Origin of the sequence: Haloprofundus sp. MHR1 (assembly GCF_005155585.1) — an archaeon.
In the GTDB taxonomy this organism is placed as follows: Archaea; Halobacteriota; Halobacteria; order Halobacteriales; family Haloferacaceae; genus Haloprofundus; species Haloprofundus halophilus.
Genome location: NZ_CP039833.1, coordinates 2,378,353 through 2,395,645 on the forward strand (window position 1 = coordinate 2,378,353; position 17,293 = coordinate 2,395,645).

Genomic DNA, 17,293 nt, shown 5'->3' on the forward strand with positions numbered 1-17,293 from the left:
GTGCGCCGCCGCCTGCCGACGCCTGCCAACGCGTGCTGACACCTGCCAACGCGTGCTGACGCCTGCCGATACCGCTCGACCCCCGCCGCGGATTCGACTCCCCCTTTCGCACCCACAGTCGGAGCGACTGCTACCGGTTCGGTCGCAGAATCGAAGCGGTCGCCGCCGATTCGGTCGCCGGAAGTCACGACGGTTAAAACCGGTCGCCGCCACCGTTCGGCATGGAGACGACGCGGCACTTCACGGCGACGGTGTACATCGTCAACGACGGGGCGACGGCGCTGCACGAGCACAAGCGGCTCGGCCTGCGACTGCCCCCCGGCGGCCACGTCGACAGAGACGAACTCCCCCACGAAGCCGCGCTCCGAGAAGCCCGCGAGGAGACGGGTCTGGAGCCGACGTTACTCGCCGATCACTCCACCATCGCCTCCGAGACGGCGCGGACGATTCCGCGGCCGCGGCATCTGTTGCTCGAAGATATCAACGTTCACGACGACGGGGTCAGCCACCAGCACATCGACCACATCTACTACGCGACGACCGACTCGCGTGCCATCGACCCCGACGACGGCGAAGAGAGCGCAGACGTGTGGGACTGGTACACCCCCGACGACCTCCGGACGAGCGACCTCGACGCCGACGTGGTCGAACTCGGTCTGGAAGCCATCGGGTGCGCGTCCGGTCGACGCTGAGGCCGGTACGGCGCTAAGGCCGGTACGGCGCTGAGGCCGGTACGGGTCTGTCTGTCGGTAGCGAGGGTTTTTGAACGAAGACGCGGCCACCCCCTCGTGTGTCCTGACCGATTGCCGAACGGGTGCCGAGGCTGTTGCGCGGTGACCACCCGTTCGAACGCTCACCGCCTGCTTGCACCCACCACATCGACCCGACGCTGACGGCAGCATCTCCACCGTGAGGAGCGGACGCTATCCCGAGCGTTTCTCGAACGATGCGCGGAGCGTGTCTGTATGTCGTCACTAACTGGTTAGGCCTCGCACTGATGCGAGCGTGCTCGCAACAGCAGGTACGCGATGACCGACGAGCAATCCTCTGCTACCGCGGACGACGTGGATGAGCTGTCGCAGTTACTGGCGGTTCTCTCGCATCCGCGTCGCCGGCAGGTCGTAACGCTGCTATCGGACGACTCTCACCCCTCGACGCTCACCGAACTGGTCGCAGCGATTCGGACGCTCGACTCGCCGACGCCGACGGCTGCCGACCGCGAAGCCTCGCTCCATCTCTCGCTTCACCACGTCCACCTTCCGAAGCTCACCGACGCCGGATTCGTCGAGTACGACACGGCCAGTCGAACGCTCACACCCGGTCGCCGGCTCGTCGGACGGGACACCGACCAGGTCCCGTCACTGGCGGCCCACTTCGACGACGAACGGACCGGCTCCGGGGTCCGCCTGTTTTCGACAACCACGATGCGGGCGACGTTGGCCGCTCTCGACACCGACGACGAGGAACTCGACGTTTCGGACGTCGCGGCCGCGCTCTCCGCTCGCGTCGGCGGTTCTCCGCAGACGCACGCGGCGCATCTCGTCCACTCTCTCCTCCCGAAACTCGCCGAAGCAGGCGTCGTCGACTACGACGCCGACCGAGGGACGGTGTCGCTCCGGTACCGCTCGCCGCCACTCGGCGGTTCGTCCTCGCCGGCGCACCCCTGAGAAACGGAGACAGAGCGGTCGCCGACTCCTCGCCGAGCGCGCTCTGTTCGATTACCGGTTGGTCAGCGAGCGGACGTACTGCCCGACGTGGTCGTCCATCCGTCGTTTGAACCCCGCGCGGCGGGCCAGTCGGTCGAGTTCGCGCGCCGCTAAACTCCCGTACTGGACGGCTTTCTTGTCCGCGGCGGCGACGGCAGCGGGAAGCACTCTGTCGGCGGTACGTCGAAGCGCAATCTTGCGCTCCTCGCCGTCGGTCAGGAGGCGATCCGGCAGTCGGAGCGCGGCCGCGACCACGTCATCGTGCAGCAGCGGCGCGACCGGTTCGACGCCCGCCGCGCGCAGCGCCAATACGTCGCGCTCCAACTGGTCGGGCAGCGTCGCTATCACCTCGCGCGTCGCACCCTGGACCGTCTCGGCGTCGACGCGGTGGTCGTCGGGGGCGTTCGCCACCTTCGCGTAGCCGCCGAACAGTTCGTCCGCGCCCTGTCCGACGGCCAATCTGTCGTAGCCGTCGGCGGCGACGCGCTCCGCGACGAGATACAGCGGCAACGCGATCTGGACGTCCATCGCGTTCGTCCGCCCCGTCGCAGCGACGATCTCGGGGACCGCGCGGACGAGGTCGTCGTGAGTGAACTCGACCACCCGCAGGTCGCGGTCCCGGTCCATCGCTTCGGCGGCGTCGCGGGCGGCCTCGATGTCGTGCGACCCCTCGAACCCGGCGACGTAGCAGGGCGCGTCGGGTATCCCGGCGGCGACGAGCGCGGAGTCGACGCCCCCGGAGAACGCGACGGCGGTGTCGGCGGCGTCGACGGCGCGGACGCTCCGCAGCACGGCGTCGTCAACCGCGTCGAGCGCCGTCTCGTCGTCGTCGAACGTGGGCGGGTCGGGAAGCGTCCACGCGCGCACACTCTCTGTCTCCGCTTCTCCCCGACTCGGAAGCTGCCGGACGTGACCCGCCGGGAGCGGTTTCGGGTCGTCGAGGTCGGTCGGGTCGAAACTCCACGTCGTCGGGTCGCGCTCCGAGAAGAACACCGGTTGTCGGCCGAGTACGTCGCGGACGAGAAGCGGCCCGTCGCAGGCGACCGACCCGGCGTCGAGACGGCCCGCGAATCCGGCGGTCCCGGGAAGCGGGTCGCCGCGTTCGAACGCGTCCTCGACGCGTTCGGGAGTCGCACCGCGAATCACAGGAAGTCGGTGACCGCGTGTTTCATGCGCCGCTTCGCCCCGCCGGCGGCCTGTCGGAGACTGATGTGCCACGGCGTGCGGGTACCGACGACGCCCGTCCGGCCCTCGGCGATCGCGTCGAGGATGGCGTCGGCGCGGCGTTCGTTCGTTCCGACTTCGGTCACCGCCTGTCCGACCATCTCGCTGATGTGGGCGTCGCTGCCGGCGGTCATCGGGAGGTCGTTGGCGAGCGCGAACTTCTCTGCTTTCCGGTTGGCGAGACCGGTCAGGAGCCGCGAGTTGTACACCTCGACGGCGTCGGCGCTCGCCAGTTGTTCCCGCGAGATGTGCGGGGCGACGCCGTGGCGGGACTTCTGGAACGGGTGGGGGACGACGGCGAGACCGTCCTGGTCTCGGATTCGGTCGAGCGTCTCGTCGTAGGAGAGGCCCGCGGGAATCTGCTCGTCGATGTCGAACGCGAGCACGTGACCCGCCGAACTCGTCACCTCCATGCCGACGATGCCGACGAGGCCGTAGTCGGCGGCGCGTTCGGCCGCCTCGATGCTCGCGTCTATCTCGTCGTGGTCGGTGACTGCCAGCCCGTCGAGTCCGACGGCCGCGGCTTGTTCGAGCAGCAACTCTACGGGGTCGCGGCCGTCGTACGACAGCGCGGAGTGCGCGTGCAGTTCGACCGATAACACGAACAGCCTTTGGGAGGGTGTCTAAAAAAACTCGCCGGTCCCGACCGCCCTACCTGCTTCGAAGCATGCTCGGAGCGATGATGACCGTGGTGAACAGGACGGCGAGGATGACGCCCACGCCGTAGAGGAACGTGAACTCGGTGACCTGCCCCGCGGCGAGCATACTGAGGAACTCCGAATCCGGGTAGAACAGTATGATGGCGATACCTGCGAGCCCGATGAGGATGCCGATTCCTCCCCAGAGGCGTGATTCGTCCATTAGTGGCCGATGTGACCACGTGCAATCATAGAACTACCGGAATCTCACGCCCGGACTGTGAAATCTACCCGGAGAGCACGGTCCCGAAGGCTCCGTTCGCCGGCGACGATACACACGTGCGTGCATATGAAAAGGGATTTATCGACGCTTTCTGAACAGGGAGGTGAATGAGTCTCTCCGACGCCGACCGCGAACTCGTCGTCGCCGAACTCGGCCGCGAACCCACGGCGGCCGAGGCGGCGCTGTTCGAGAACCTCTGGAGCGAGCACTGCGCGTACCGTTCGTCTCGGCCGTTGCTGTCGGCGTTCGACAGCGAGCGCGAGGCGCGAAGCGCCTCGGACGAACACGGGAAGCGTAGCGACCCGTGGGAGCGCGTCGTTATCGGTCCCGGTGACGACGCCGCCGTCGTCGCCGTCGACGACGACACGTACGTCACGCTCGGCATCGAGAGCCACAACCACCCCTCGTACGTCGACCCCTACGACGGCGCGGCGACGGGCGTCGGCGGCATCGTCCGCGACACGCTCTCGATGGGCGCGTACCCCATCGCGCTCGCCGACTCGCTCTACTTCGGCGAGTTCGAGGACGAACACTCGCGCTACCTGTTCGAGGGCGTCGTCGAGGGCATCGCCGACTACGGCAACGCCATCGGCGTCCCGACAGTGACGGGCAGCGTCGACTTCCACCCCGACTACGAGGGGAACCCGCTCGTGAACGTCGCCTGCGTCGGCCTCCTCCCCACCGACCGCCTCGTCACCGCCGAAGCCCAGGAGGCCGGCAACAAACTCGTACTCGTCGGCAACGGCACCGGCCGCGACGGCCTCGGCGGCGCGTCGTTCGCCAGCGAGGACCTCGCCGAGGACGCCGAGACCGAGGACCGACCCGCCGTGCAGGTCGGCGACCCCTACACGGAGAAACTGCTCATCGAAGCCAACGAGGCCCTCGTCGACGCCGGACTCGTGCGGTCGGCGCGCGACCTCGGCGCGGCCGGTCTCGGAGGCGCGTCCTCCGAACTCGTCGCCAAAGGCGGCTTCGGCGCTCGCATCGACCTCGACGCGGTCCACCAGCGCGAACCGAACATGAACGCGATGGAGATTCTCCTCGCCGAGTCTCAGGAGCGGATGTGCTACGAGGTGCGTCCCGAGGACGTCGAGGCGGTCCAGAAAATCACCGAGCAGTACGACATCGGCTGTTCGGTCATCGGCGAGGTGGCGGAGGGCAACTACGTCTGTACGTTCGACGGAGAAGTCGCCGTCGACGTACCCGCCGAGTATCTCGCCGACGGCGCGCCGATGAACGACCTCGACTCGGTCGAACCCCGACAGCCGGAACGCGACCTGCCGGACGCGGACCTCGCTGACGCCTTCGAGGCCGTCGTCGGCAGTCCGACGACCGCGAGCAAGCGCTGGGTGTACCGCCAGTACGACCACGAAGTCGGGCTCCGAACGGCGGTGAAACCCGGCGACGACGCCGCGGTGATGGCCATCAGGGAAGCAGAGACGGGACTCGCGTTCTCCTCGGGCGCGAACCCGAAGTGGACGAGCGCCGCTCCCTACGACGGCGCGCGGGCCGTCGCGCTCGAAAACGTCACCAACCTCGCCGCGAAGGGCGCGACGCCGCTGGCGGCCGTCGACTGTCTCAACGGCGGCAACCCAGAGAAACCCGAGGTGTACGGCGGGTTCAAGGGAATCGTCGACGGTCTCGCCGACATGTGTCGCGACCTCTCGACGCCCGTCGTCGGCGGCAACGTTTCGCTGTACAACGACTCGGTGACGGGACCGATTCCGCCCACGCCGACGCTCGCCGTCGTCGGGACGAAAACGGGGTACGACGCCCCGCCCGCGGCGTTTTCGGGCGAGGGGACGCTGCTGCTCGTCGGCGAGGCTGGCGACGCGCTCGGCGGGTCGGAGTTCCTCGCGCACGCTGGCGGTGCCGACCGGTTCCCCGAACTACCCGAGAACCCGGGGGAGGTCGTCTCGGCGCTCGCCGTCGTGGCCGACGACGGGGCGACGCTCGCCGTTCACGACGTGAGCCACGGCGGCCTCGCCGTCTCGCTCGCGGAGATGGTCACCGCGGAGGCCGGCGCGGACGTCGCCGTCGACGACGCGCTCTCGCTGTTCGACGAAACGCCCGGCCGCGCCATCGTCGAGACGACGGACGAAGCGGCGGTGCGCGAGGCGTTCGACGGAGTCGCGCCCGTCGTGAAACTCGGCGAAGCCACCGACAGTGGGGCGCTTTCGCTCTCCGCCGGCGGGGAGACGCTCGACTACTCGGCCGACCAGATTCGAGAACTCCGCGACGTTATCGCCCGCGAACTGGACTGACGGGGTCGTCGACGACACCCGTTTCTCACGGCCGCCGTTTTAGGCAATCCTAAAAATCGGCAGGCTTTTTAGGCCGTCCTAAAAACGTGTGGACGACGACTATGCGTGCCGACACCTGCGTCATCGTCCCGACGATACGAGAGTACGAGTGCATGCGGACGTACTTCGAGAACGCCCGAGACCACGGGTTCGACCTCGACCGGTTACACGTCGTCCTCGTCACCGAGGACTTCTGCGACACGGCTGCGATGCGCGCGATGCTCGACGAGGAGGGCGTCTCCGGCGAGGTGTTCGACGGGAGTCGACGCCGGGAGTGGTTCGAGGCGCACGACCTCTCGCAGTACGCTCACCTGATTCCGGCCGCCAGCCACGCCCAGACCTCGTTCGGCCTCCTCTACCTGTGGGCCAACGAGTTCGAGTACGGGTTCTTCATCGACGACGACACGCTCCCGCACCCCGAGGAGGACTTCTTCGGTCGCCACTTCGAGAATCTCGACTACGAGGGAGAGATCACGTGCGTCCGCTCCGACGAGCGGTGGGTGAACGTCCTCTACCAGAACTTCGACGAACACGGGCTCTACCCCCGCGGTTACCCCTACGCGGCGATGGACGAGTCGGTCGAGACCGACACCCGATACGTCGACGAGGTGGTCGCCTCGCAGGGGCTGTGGACGAACGTTCCCGACCTGGACGCGGTCCGCATCTTGATGGACGGCGACCTCCGGGGACAGGCGCAGACCCGAACCTCGGCCGACGATTTCGGCGGGGATTTCGTCGCCGACCGCGGTCAGTATCTGACCGTCTGCTCGATGAACCTCGCCTTCCGGCGCGAGGTCGTCCCGGCGTTCTACCAACTGCCGATGGACGACAACGAGTGGGACGTCGGGCGCTTCGACGACATCTGGTCGGGCGTCTTCCTCAAGCGCGCCGCCGACGTCCTCGACAAGGACGTCGTCAACGGACGGCCGCTCTGCGAGCACAACAAAGCCCCGCGACCGACGTTCGACGACCTCAACAACGAGGTGCCGGGACTCGAACTGAACGAACATCTCTGGGAGGTCGTCGACGGCGTCGGCGGCGGCCGCGAGACGTACGCGGGCGTCTTCGAAGCTATCGCCGACGAACTCGCCGAGGGCGACTGGAGCGAGTACAACAACGGCGCGTTCTTCACCTTCGTCGGCGAACGGATGCGCGAGTGGCTCGACTGCCTGTCGGCGCTCGACGCGGCCGAGACGACGCCGGCCGCGGAACGCCCGATTCCGAGCGACGACTGAGACGCCCGAACCGGTAGTTCTATATTATTTTAGGCAGACCTAAAATCCATATGGAGCGAAACGACACGGGACGGCTCAGTCGGCGTCGCCTCGTCGCCGCGGGGCTCACGGCCGGCGTCGCCGGTCTCGCGGGTTGTAACGGTGTTCTCGGCGGCGGGAGCGACGACGGCAGCCAGAACGGCTCACAGAGCATCGGACAGATCGGTTCGGGTCGGTCACCGTTCGGGGACCGTTCCATCGACGGCGGCACCTCGATGTCGGAGATGCCCGCCCTCTCGGGTGAACTCACCGTCTACTCCGGCCGCGGCGAGGCGCTCGTCGGCGAACTCGTCGAGTTCATCGACGACCTCTACGACGACTTCTCCGTCCAGGTTCGGTACGCGGGCTCTTCGGACCTCGTCAACCAGATCATCACCGAAGGCGACGGAAGTCCCGCGGACGTGTTCTACTCGGTCAACGCCGGTTCGCTCGGTACGCTCGCCGAGGAGGGTCGGACGACCCCGCTCCCCGACGACGTGCTCGAACTCGTCCGCGAGGAGTTCCGCGACCCCGACGGTCGGTGGACCGGCACCTCCGGCCGCGCCCGGACGGTTCCGTACAACACCGACCAGTGGTCGGCCTCGGACGTCCCGAACGACATCTCCGCCTTTCCCGACGCCGAACGGTTCGCCGACGAGGTCGGCTGGGCACCCACGTACGGCTCGTTTCAGGCGTTCGTCACGGCGATGCGCGTGCTCGAAGGCGACGAGCCGACCCGCGAGTGGCTCCAGGGGATGCTGGACCTCGGCGTCCAGGAGTACAGCGACGAGTTCCTGGTCTGTCAGGCCATCGCCGACGGCGAGATCTCGGTCGGCTTCGCGAACCACTACTACATCCAGCGAATCCTCGCGGGCCGTAACGACGCACCGCTGGCCACCGCGTTCACGAGCGGCGACGCCGGGAGCATCTTCAACGTCGCCGGCGCGTGTACGGTCGACACATCCGACAACCAGGAACTCGCGGCGAACTTCATCCGTCACCTGCTGTCGGCGGAGGCGCAGGACTACTTCGCCCGCGAGACGTTCGAGTACCCGCTCGTCTCCGGCGTCGACCCCGTGGGCGACCTGCCGCGTATCGACGAGTTGAACCCGCCGCAGGGGGTAGACCTGACGCAACTGTCGGACCTCGAAGGCACCGTCGATCTGATGCGCGACGTCGGTGTCCTCTGAGGCGGACGTTTCCACCGACTCGTCACCTACACACCGAACACACAGATGGACGCCGAACACAGTACCGGAGCGAACGACGCCGCCAGCGACGCCGAAGACCACAGCGCGTCGAACGGGGCGTCGACGCCGCTCGGCGAATCGACGCCGCCGCTCGGTCTGTCGCTCGCCTCTGCCACGGTGGCCGTCGTCGTCCTCCTCCCCTTGATATGGCTCGTCCGGCTGGCCTTCGACGTAGGCGTCGAGGAGGCGGTGGCGCTCTCGGTTCGGCCCCAGACCGTGGAGGTGTTCGCCAACAGCGCCGCCCTCGTCGTCGCGGTCACCGCGGCCTCGATTCTCGTCGGCGTCCCGCTGGCGTACCTGACGGTCCGGACCGACCTCCCGTTTCGGCGTTTCTGGACCGTCGCCGTGTCGCTGCCGCTCGTCATCCCGAGCTACATCGGCGCGTTCGCGTTCGTGACGGCGTTCGGCCCGCAGGGGGCGCTCCAACGGCTTCTCGAACCCCTCGGCGTCGAGTCGCTGCCGCGGCTCTACGGCTTCACCGGGGCGACGCTCGTGCTCACGCTGTACACCTACCCCTACGTCTACATCACGACGCGGGCGGCGCTGAAGTCGATGGACACGACGCTCGTCGAGGCGGCGCGGACGCTCCGACACACCCGCCGGGAGGCGTTCCGCCGCGTGACGGTGCCGCAGATTCGACCCGCGGTCGCGGCCGGGTCGCTGCTCGTGGCGCTGTACACGCTCTCCGACTTCGGGACGCCGGCGATCATGCGCTTCGACGCGTTCACCCGCGTCATCTTCGTCGAGTTCAACTCCTTCGGCCGCGACTTGGCCGCCCTGCTGTCGCTGCAGTTGGTCGCGGTGACGCTGCTGATTCTGGCCGCCGAGTCGCGCATCCGCGGCGACGAACAGGTGTACGGCGGCGGCCGAGCGACCGACCGGGTCCGGCTCGGCCGCTGGAAAGGTCCGGCGCTCGGCTTCTGTACCGGCGTCTCCGCGCTGGCGCTCGCCGTCCCGTCGGTGGTTCTCGGTACGTGGTTCGTCCGCGGCGCGAGCGACGTGGGCAGCGAGACCCTGGCGTTCGATATCTCGTACGTGCTCAACTCCGTCGGCGTCGCGGCCGCCACCGCCGCCGTCGCCGCGATTTTTGCGTTCCCGGTCGCCTACGTCGCCGCCCACCACCGCGGGACGGTCGCGACGCTCGCCGAGCGCGCGACGTACGTCGGCTACGCGGTTCCCGGCGTCGTCATCGGACTGGCGCTCGTCTATCTGGGCACCTCCTACGCGCAGCCCATCTACCAGACGCTCTACCTCCTCGTGTTCGCCTACGTCGTCCGATTCCTCCCGCAGGCGGTCGGCTCGCTGCGGGCGTCGTTCCTCCGGGTCGACCCCAAGCTGCCGGAGGCGGCGCGGACGCTCGGGCGCACCCCGGGCGGCGCGTTCCGGAGCGTCACGCTGCCGCTCGTCGCGCCGGGGCTGTTCGGCGGGATGGCGCTCGTCTTCCTCACGACGATGAAGGAGCTCCCGGCGACGCTGTTTCTCGCGCCGACGGGGTTCGAGACGCTCGTCACGCGCGTCTGGTCGGCGTACAGTCAGGGCTACTTCGGCCGCGCGGCGGTCCCGGCGCTCATCCTCCTGGCCGTCTCGGGACTCTCGATGCTCGTCATCGTCTCGCAGGAGGGGTACGACGTGAAATGATACTCCGACGAACCGACGAACCGACGGAAACGGCGAACCGACGGAAACGGCGAACCGACGAACACGACAGCGACGAACACGACAGCGACGAACACGACAGCGACGACCCGATTATCGATGACACGAACGACGAACGACAACCCGGCGGCGGTGGTTCACGATGAGTAACGACACGATGGTCAACGACACGATGGTCAACGATACGGCAGTACGGTCGACGCGGGAGTCGACCGCTTCGGCGGAATCGGTGCTGGAACTCGACGGCGTCTCCAAACGCTTCGGCGACGAGACGGTCATCGAGGACCTCTCGCTCGCCGTCGAGGAGGGGGAGATACTCACCCTGCTCGGCCCCTCGGGCTGCGGGAAGACGACGACGCTCAGACTCGTCGCCGGACTCGAACGCCCCGACGAGGGCGAGATTCGACTCGACGGCGACGTCGTCTCCGGGAACGGCTCGTTCCGCTCGCCGGAGCGCCGCGGCGTCGGCGTCGTCTTCCAGGAGTTCGCGCTGTTTCCGCACCTCACCGCGGGCGAGAACGTCGCCTTCGGGCTAAAGGAGTGGGACGACGCCGACCGCGAGAAGCGCGTGAGCGAACTGCTCGACCTCGTGGACCTCTCGGCGCAGCGCGACTCCTACCCGGACGAACTCTCCGGCGGCCAGCAGCAGCGCGTCGCGCTGGCGCGCTCGCTCGCGCCCGAACCGGAGGTGCTGCTGCTCGACGAACCGTTCTCGAACCTCGACGTCGACCTCCGGGTCCGGATGCGCGAGGAGGTGCGACGCATCCTCAAAGCGGCCGGCGTCACCGCCGTCTCGGTCACCCACGACCAGGAGGAGGCGATGTCGATGTCGGACCGCGTCGCCGTCGTCAACGCCGGCCGAATCGAGCAGATCGGTCGCCCCGAGCGCGTGTTCCAGCACCCCGAGTCGCGGTTCGTCGCCGGGTTCCTCGGCCACGCGAGCTTCCTCGGCGGCACCGTCGGACGCGACGCCGTCTCCACCGCCGTCGGCGACATCCCGCGCGAGCGCATCCACGGCCTCGCGCCGGAGTACGAGGGCTCCGCGATAGAGCTCTTGGTCCGCCCGGACGACCTCGAAGCGACGCCCGACCCCGACGGCGACGGCGTCGTCTCGTCCCGACGCTACCTCGGGCCGACGGCGCTGTACGAGATCGAACTCGACTCCGGCGAGGCGGTTAGCTGCATGCACAACCACGACGTCCACCTCGACCGGGGCGAGCGCGTCGCGCTCTCGCTGGCGGCGGCGCACGACCTCTCGTGGTTCCCCGAGGGAGCCGAGACCGTCGTCGACCGCTGATGTCGTGGGTGGGTCGGCGCTTCTCGACGTCCGAGTCCGACGAGTCCGTTCTCCGGCGTCGCGGTTTCGCGCTCGGAACGCTCGCGCTTTCGCTTCTCGCGGCCGCCGTCGTCGGGTGGCTCGCCACCGACCTGTTCGCGTACCACTCGGTCAACGACGACGAGGCGGTCTACCTGACGCAGGCGGCGATGCTGCTGGAGGGCCGGCTGTTCCTCCGTCCGGGTGCGCTCGCGGAGGTCGTCAGACCGTGGTTCTTCGTCGTCGACGACGGCGGCGAGACCCTGCGGATGTACGGCAAGTACTCGCCAGCGGTGCCCGCCATCTTCGCCCTTTCTCGTGCACTCACCGGCGGATACGTCGTCGCGCTCGTCGTCGTCGCCGCGGGAATCGTCGCGCTCGTCGCCGTTCTCGGCCGGATGGCCTTCGACGAGCGGGTCGGACTGCTCGCCGGGGCGTTCGTCCTCGCGTCGCCGCTGTTTCTGTTCACCTCCTCGGTGTATCTCGCCTACGCGCCGACGACGCTGCTGAACCTCTGTTTCGCCGTCGCCTACGTCCGGGCGTCGAGAACCGGGAGTCGCCGCTGGGCGCTCGTTTCGGGCGTCGCCGTCGGCGCGGCCTTCTTCGCCCGGCAGTTCACGGCGGTGCTGTTCGCCGCCCCGTTCATCGTCCACTCGCTGGCCGTCCTCTCTCGCGCTCTCGGCACCGACCGCCTCCGCGAGACGCTCGTCCGGACGGCCGCCGTCTCGGTTCCGGGTCTCGCGTTCGTCGCGCTGACGCTCGGCTACAACGCCGCCGTGACGGGCGACCCGCTGTTGTTCCCCTACGAGGCGTTCGCCCCCCGCGACGGCCTCGGCTTCGGCGAGCGCGAGATTCTCGGCTACGTCGTCGATTACACCCCGGAACTGGCGGTCGCCGTCGCCGTCGAGGCGCTCTCGATGCTGTTCACCGACTGGGTCGCCGTCGGGAGCGCGGGGGCACTCCTCGCGGCCGTCGGCGTCGGCGTCGCCGCCCTGCGCTGGCGGCGCGCGGGCGCTCCGGTCGCGCCGAAATCGACGGCGCTGTCGGTCCACGGAGTCAGAGCGCTGTTGCTCGGCGTCGCCGTCTCCGTCGTCGTCGGCAACCTCTACTTCTGGGGCACCCACAACGGGCTGGCGAACGGACTCGTCGACCTGCTCGGCCCGTACTACCACTTCGACCTCCTCGTCCCGTTCGGCGTCTTCGCCGCCGCGGGCGTCGTCGCCGTCGCCGACGCGGCGGTCGACGCGGTCGAGAAACGCCGAAATCGGCGGACCGCTCGCGTCGCGCTCGCCTGCCTGCTCCTCGTCTCCGCGCCCGTCGTCGCCGCCGCGGAGGCGTCGGTCGTCGCCGACCCCTACGAGGAGAACCGCCTCCGGACCGACAACTTCGAGACGACGTACGAACCGTTCGAGCGCGCCGAGTTCGACCGCGCGCTCGTGTTCGTTCCCAGTCCATACGGAGACTGGCAGAACCACCCGTTCCAGTATCTGCGCAACGACCCCGGCTTCGACGGCGACGTGGTGTACGCGCTCGACGACGGCCCCGACAGGGATTTCCAGACGCTCGCGGCCGTCGAGAACCGGACGCTCTACCGCTTCACCTACCGCGGGACGTGGACCGGTGCGGTCGAACCGGTCGACTCCGAACTGCAACAACTCGAACTGCTGCGCGGCGAGCGCGTCGACGGGGAGACCACCGTCGGCGTTCCGAGCGGAGCGACGCGCGTCAGCGTCCGCGTCGAGACCGAGCGAGGGTACGCCCGCTACTCTGTCGAGGGGTTCGCCGAGGGCGACGCCGTCGACGTCGAGTGGACGGTAACGCCCGACGGCGTGCGGGTGGCGAACCTCGACCGGACGGGCGGCGACGCCGACAGGCCATCGGTACCGCTCCCGTCGGGCGCGAGCGAACTGGACCTCGTCGTCAGGTTCGCGGGCACCGCGGGCGAGTCGGTGACGTACCGACAGGAGCTCACGGTCGACCGGGACGGTAACGAGGTCCGTGCGCTGTGGCCGCCGGAGACGCGAGTCTGTCGCCTCCGGACCGAGTGCGGCCGCGAGGGGACGTGGGTCGGCCCCGACGGGGACTACCTCGACGGCGTCTCCGTGGCGACGAACGCGACGGCGTCGGGATAGCGCGGCCGAGTCGGAACGGGGCCGAGTCGGAACGGGGCCGAGTCGGAACGCAGCCGTCTGCGGCCCGTTCTCCCCGAGATTCCAGAGTTGGCTATACAGATATCTTTCCGGATAGATATGTAGATATCTCTCCGTGGCTCCTCCGGTTCAACCCCCGTCGCCGTCGAAAACACAACTCCTTTGTTTAGGTCTACCTAAATCGAGGCCGATGGAGCTGACGAGACGGGACGCGCTGGCGGCGCTCGCGGGCGGTGGGGTCGCCGTCGGCGGTGCGAGTGCGCTCGCGTGGGACCGCCTCGGCGACGACGGAGGGGAGACGCCGGACGTCCCGACCGGCGAGACGCTCACCGCCCTCGCGGCGGCGGTCTACCCCTCGGCGGTCGACGGCGTCGACGAGTTCGTCGAGACGTACGTCGTCGGCCGCGCGTCGGACCGACCCGAGTACGAGCGCGGGGTCGTCGAGACGGCGGCGCTCGTCGAAACGTACGCCGTCGACTGGTTCGACGCGCCGGTTTCCGAGCTGTCGCGCGAGGAGCGCGACGAACTGCTCCGCCAGATGGGCGCGGAGACGGCCGACCCCGACCCCGAGGGGAGCGTCGCCGAGCGCGTGCGCTACTACGTCGTCGACGAACTGCAGTTCGCGCTCTACACGTCGCCCGCGGGCGGCGAACTGGTGGGTATCGAGAACCCGCAAGGGTACGCGGGCGGAACCGAGAGCTATCGGCGGGGGCCGAAGCGGTGAGCGCGAGCGACGACGGCGACGAGCGGGAGAGCCCGGAACCCGACCGGACGCCGAGCGACCGGGTCGACGTCTGCGTCGTCGGTGCGGGACCCGCAGGAGGACTCGTCGCCCACCGACTCGCCGACCGCGGCCACGACGTGGTCGTGCTCGAAGCCGGACCGCGGTTCGACCCGGCCGACCGTCTCGAACGGATGGAGCGGTCGATTCGCCCGGCTCACGGCGGTAGGGAGGTGTGGGAGATGGGCGGCCCGAGAGACGCGTTCACGACGCCCGGCGAACTGTTCTACCCGCTGAACGTCGCCCGCGCGAAGGGCGTCGGCGGGTCGACGCTCCACTGGCAGGGGATGGTGATGCGCCTCCACGAGTCGGATTTCCGACGGCGGAGCCGCGACGATGTCGCCGACGACTGGCCCATCGACTACGACGACCTGAAACCCTACTACGCCGAGGCCGAGTCGGCGCTCGGCGTCGCGGGCGCGTCGGACAACCCGTTCGCGCCGCCGCGCGACGAACCGCACCCGCTCCCCGCCTTCGAGCCCTCCTACAGCGACTCGTTGTTCGCCGAAGCCTGCGAACGCCTCGGCGTGACGACCCACTCGGTGCCGAACGCGCGCAACTCCGAACCGTACGACGACCGCTCGGCCTGCGTCGGGTTCGGCACGTGCAAACCGGTCTGTCCCTCCGGTGCGAAGTACACGGCCGAGAGCCACGTCGAGAAGGCCGAGGCGGCCGGCGCGCGCGTTCTCGACCGGGTTCCGGTCCAGCGACTCGAACACGACGCCGCGGGCGAGCGCGTCGAGGCGGCCGTCTACGCGACGCCCGACGGCGAGGAGCACAGACAGGAGGCGCGGGCGTTCGTGCTGGCCTGCGGCGGCGTCGAGAACCCGCGCCTGCTCCTCCTCTCCGAGTCGGAGCGGTACCCCGACGGCCTCGCGAACTCCTCGGGACTCGTCGGCCGCTACTTCATGGAACACCTGTTCGCGGGGATGGGCGGCACGCTCGACGAGCGGACGCGACAGAACCACGTCGGCTTCATCACGACCGAGAGCCACCAGTTCTACGACGAGCCGGGCGCGAGCGCGGAGGGGACCGAGTCGTCGATTCCGGCGAGCGATGACGACCTCGGGCCGATAAAGCTGGAGTTTCTCAACTACGCCGGGCCGTCGCCGGTCGAGATGGCGCTGTCGGCCGAGACGTGGGGCGACGAACTGCTGTCGCAGCTCCGCGAGGGCTACGGCAACCACGTCGCGATGGGCGCGCTCGTCGGGCAACTGCCGCGCGCGGAGAATCGTATCGCGCTGGACCCCGGGACGACCGACGACTACGGTAACCCCGTCCCGGCGGTTCACTGGCGTATCGACGACCGGACCCGGCGGACGCTCGCCCGCGCCAACGAGATCCAGCGGACGATTCTGGAGTCGCTGGGCGTCGACATCGAGTGGACGGTCGGCCCGGACAACACCGGCCCGGCGTACCACCACATGGGGACGACGCGGATGGGGACCGACCCCGAGACGAGCGTCGTCGACCCCCGGCTCCGGACCCACGACCTCTCGAACCTGTGGATTCCCTCCTCCGGTGCGTTCGTCACGAGCGGCGCGATGAACCCGACGCTCACCATCGCCGCGCTCGCGCTGCGCGTCGCCGACGACCTCGACTCTCGGCTCTGAGCGCCTACCGACGCCGCCGATGCTCTTCGAGGCAGACGCGCACGATGGAGTTCGCGATGGCCGCCCCGCCGCCGAGCGGGTCGAGTTTCGTCTCGCCGAGTCGCTCGTCGTACTCGATCGGCAGTTCCTTCACGGCGTAGCCGCGCAGCAGCGGTCGGATGAGAAGCTCCGCGGAGAGCCCCGTGTTCTCGGTCCACTCGATATCGTCGACGACCTCCCGGCGGTACGCGCGCATCCCGGTCGTCGTGTCGTGGACGCGCTCTCCCATCAGCGCGCTCGCCAGCAGCGCGAACGCGGCGTTGCCGAAGCGGTTGAAGGCGGGCATCGCCTCCGCGCCGTGGTAGAGCCGGTCGCCGCTCACCACGTCGTAGCCGTCGTTGATGGCGTCGAGGAACTGGGGGAGCTGTTCCATCGGGTAGGTGCCGTCGCAGTCGGTCGTGACGACGACCGGCCGCGAGGCCGCCGCCAGCGCCGCCTCGACGGCGACGCCGTACCCCTGCGGTCGCTGGCGGATGACCCGCGCCCCGTGTTCGCGGGCTATCTCGGGCGTGCGGTCCGACGACCCGTCGACGCAGACGACCTCGGCGCGGCCGTCGGTCACCTCGTCGATGTCGGCGAGCACCGACTCGATGGCCGCCTCCTCGTTGTACGTCCCCATCACGACGCTCACGTCGTCGAACGTGTAGCGTTCGCGTCGGTCTGCGCTGCTACTCTGCTCGGCCCGGTCGAGTTCGTCGAGTTCGGTCTCCGGCTCGGCGTCGGCGCTCTCGTCCGCCTGCGCGGTCGTATCGCTCATCGTCTCTTCGGACGGACGCCCGGGTTTTTAGGTTTACCAAAAACAGCGGCGGCGCGGCTTCGCCTCTCCCGTCCTCCCCGCTCAGCCCAGAAGCAACGGGACGCCGAAGACGACGAGGAGGCCGACGAGAAGGACGACGAAGCCGGTCCCGACCTGACTCGTGGTGTAGGCGCTCTGCGGGGCGGTCGTTCGCTCGCCCGCCGTGGTGTCCTCGGCCTCCTGGTGTGGTTCGTCCCCTTCGTCGACGTCGCGGCGCTCGCTCGGTTTGCTCTGGTCAGCCATGTCCGAGGGTTCTGCACCTGCCTACTAAAACACAACTAAATGG

16 protein-coding genes are annotated in these 17,293 nt (G+C 68.9%); 11 read left to right on the forward strand and 5 right to left on the reverse strand.

Features of this window, described 5'->3' with window-relative positions:
• The first annotated feature begins 221 nt into the window (after nucleotides 1-221).
• Complete coding sequence (locus FCF25_RS12045) at nucleotides 222-692, forward strand: NUDIX hydrolase (protein ID WP_117591818.1); 471 nt, start codon at nucleotides 222-224, stop codon at nucleotides 690-692.
• A gap of 336 nt (nucleotides 693-1,028) precedes the next feature.
• On the forward strand, nucleotides 1,029-1,667 hold the full coding sequence (locus tag FCF25_RS12050; protein ID WP_137048869.1) for a hypothetical protein: 639 nt from the start codon (nucleotides 1,029-1,031) through the stop codon (nucleotides 1,665-1,667).
• 51 nt (nucleotides 1,668-1,718) lie between these two features.
• On the opposite strand, the gene FCF25_RS12055 is transcribed toward FCF25_RS12050, so the two are convergent.
• From FCF25_RS12055 to FCF25_RS12065, 3 genes are read right to left on the reverse strand one after another with little or no spacing between them, the layout of a single operon-like run.
• Nucleotides 1,719-2,849 carry an asparagine synthase C-terminal domain-containing protein gene (locus FCF25_RS12055; protein WP_137049406.1) on the reverse strand — a complete coding sequence of 377 codons (1,131 nt, stop codon included), beginning with the start codon at nucleotides 2,847-2,849 and terminating at the stop codon, nucleotides 1,719-1,721.
• Entirely contained in the window at nucleotides 2,849-3,532 is a 684-nt protein-coding gene (locus FCF25_RS12060; RefSeq protein ID WP_117591814.1) for a PHP domain-containing protein, read from the reverse strand. Before FCF25_RS12060 ends, FCF25_RS12055 begins: the two co-directional genes overlap by 1 nt.
• A 49-nt stretch (nucleotides 3,533-3,581) precedes the next feature.
• A complete protein-coding gene (locus FCF25_RS12065) occupies nucleotides 3,582-3,791 on the reverse strand; it encodes a hypothetical protein (protein WP_117591812.1) in 210 nt (69 codons plus the stop codon).
• A 167-nt stretch (nucleotides 3,792-3,958) separates the two neighbouring features.
• Here FCF25_RS12065 and purL point away from each other — a divergent pair, with 167 nt between their 5' ends.
• The 9 genes from purL (at nucleotide 3,959) to FCF25_RS12105 (ending at nucleotide 16,172) form a co-directional block, all read left to right on the forward strand.
• A complete protein-coding gene (purL, locus tag FCF25_RS12070) occupies nucleotides 3,959-6,115 on the forward strand; it encodes a phosphoribosylformylglycinamidine synthase subunit PurL (protein WP_137048870.1) in 2,157 nt (718 codons plus the stop codon).
• A 101-nt stretch (nucleotides 6,116-6,216) separates the two neighbouring features.
• Nucleotides 6,217-7,389, forward strand: coding sequence for an alpha-1 4-glucan-protein synthase (locus FCF25_RS12075; protein ID WP_137048871.1), 1,173 nt, complete (start codon nucleotides 6,217-6,219; stop codon nucleotides 7,387-7,389).
• A 44-nt stretch (nucleotides 7,390-7,433) separates the two neighbouring features.
• On the forward strand, nucleotides 7,434-8,597 hold the full coding sequence (locus FCF25_RS12080) for an iron ABC transporter substrate-binding protein (RefSeq protein ID WP_394347886.1): 1,164 nt from the start codon (nucleotides 7,434-7,436) through the stop codon (nucleotides 8,595-8,597).
• Between the two features lie 45 nt (nucleotides 8,598-8,642).
• Nucleotides 8,643-10,295 carry an iron ABC transporter permease gene (locus tag FCF25_RS12085; protein WP_137048873.1) on the forward strand — a complete coding sequence of 551 codons (1,653 nt, stop codon included), beginning with the start codon at nucleotides 8,643-8,645 and terminating at the stop codon, nucleotides 10,293-10,295.
• On the forward strand, nucleotides 10,292-10,459 hold the full coding sequence (locus FCF25_RS15680) for a hypothetical protein (protein WP_168191247.1): 168 nt from the start codon (nucleotides 10,292-10,294) through the stop codon (nucleotides 10,457-10,459). The genes FCF25_RS12085 and FCF25_RS15680 overlap by 4 nt, the downstream gene beginning before the upstream one ends.
• Nucleotides 10,456-11,610: an ABC transporter ATP-binding protein gene (locus FCF25_RS12090; protein WP_137048874.1), complete on the forward strand. Its 1,155-nt coding sequence runs from the start codon at nucleotides 10,456-10,458 to the stop codon at nucleotides 11,608-11,610. Before FCF25_RS15680 ends, FCF25_RS12090 begins: the two co-directional genes overlap by 4 nt.
• On the forward strand, nucleotides 11,610-13,760 hold the full coding sequence (locus tag FCF25_RS12095) for a glycosyltransferase family 39 protein (RefSeq protein WP_137048875.1): 2,151 nt from the start codon (nucleotides 11,610-11,612) through the stop codon (nucleotides 13,758-13,760). Before FCF25_RS12090 ends, FCF25_RS12095 begins: the two co-directional genes overlap by 1 nt.
• Before the next feature lie 208 nt (nucleotides 13,761-13,968).
• Entirely contained in the window at nucleotides 13,969-14,502 is a 534-nt protein-coding gene (locus FCF25_RS12100) for a gluconate 2-dehydrogenase subunit 3 family protein (RefSeq protein WP_137048876.1), read from the forward strand.
• Nucleotides 14,499-16,172 carry a GMC family oxidoreductase gene (locus tag FCF25_RS12105; RefSeq protein WP_137048877.1) on the forward strand — a complete coding sequence of 558 codons (1,674 nt, stop codon included), beginning with the start codon at nucleotides 14,499-14,501 and terminating at the stop codon, nucleotides 16,170-16,172. Before FCF25_RS12100 ends, FCF25_RS12105 begins: the two co-directional genes overlap by 4 nt.
• Nucleotides 16,173-16,176: 4 nt before the next feature.
• On the opposite strand, the gene FCF25_RS12110 is transcribed toward FCF25_RS12105, so the two are convergent.
• Nucleotides 16,177-16,830, reverse strand: a complete 654-nt coding sequence (locus FCF25_RS12110) for a dolichyl-phosphate hexose transferase (RefSeq protein ID WP_254425911.1) — start codon at nucleotides 16,828-16,830, stop codon at nucleotides 16,177-16,179.
• Nucleotides 16,831-17,049: 219 nt separating this feature from the next.
• On the reverse strand, nucleotides 17,050-17,250 hold the full coding sequence (locus FCF25_RS12115; protein ID WP_137048879.1) for a hypothetical protein: 201 nt from the start codon (nucleotides 17,248-17,250) through the stop codon (nucleotides 17,050-17,052).
• Nucleotides 17,251-17,293 lie beyond the last annotated feature (43 nt).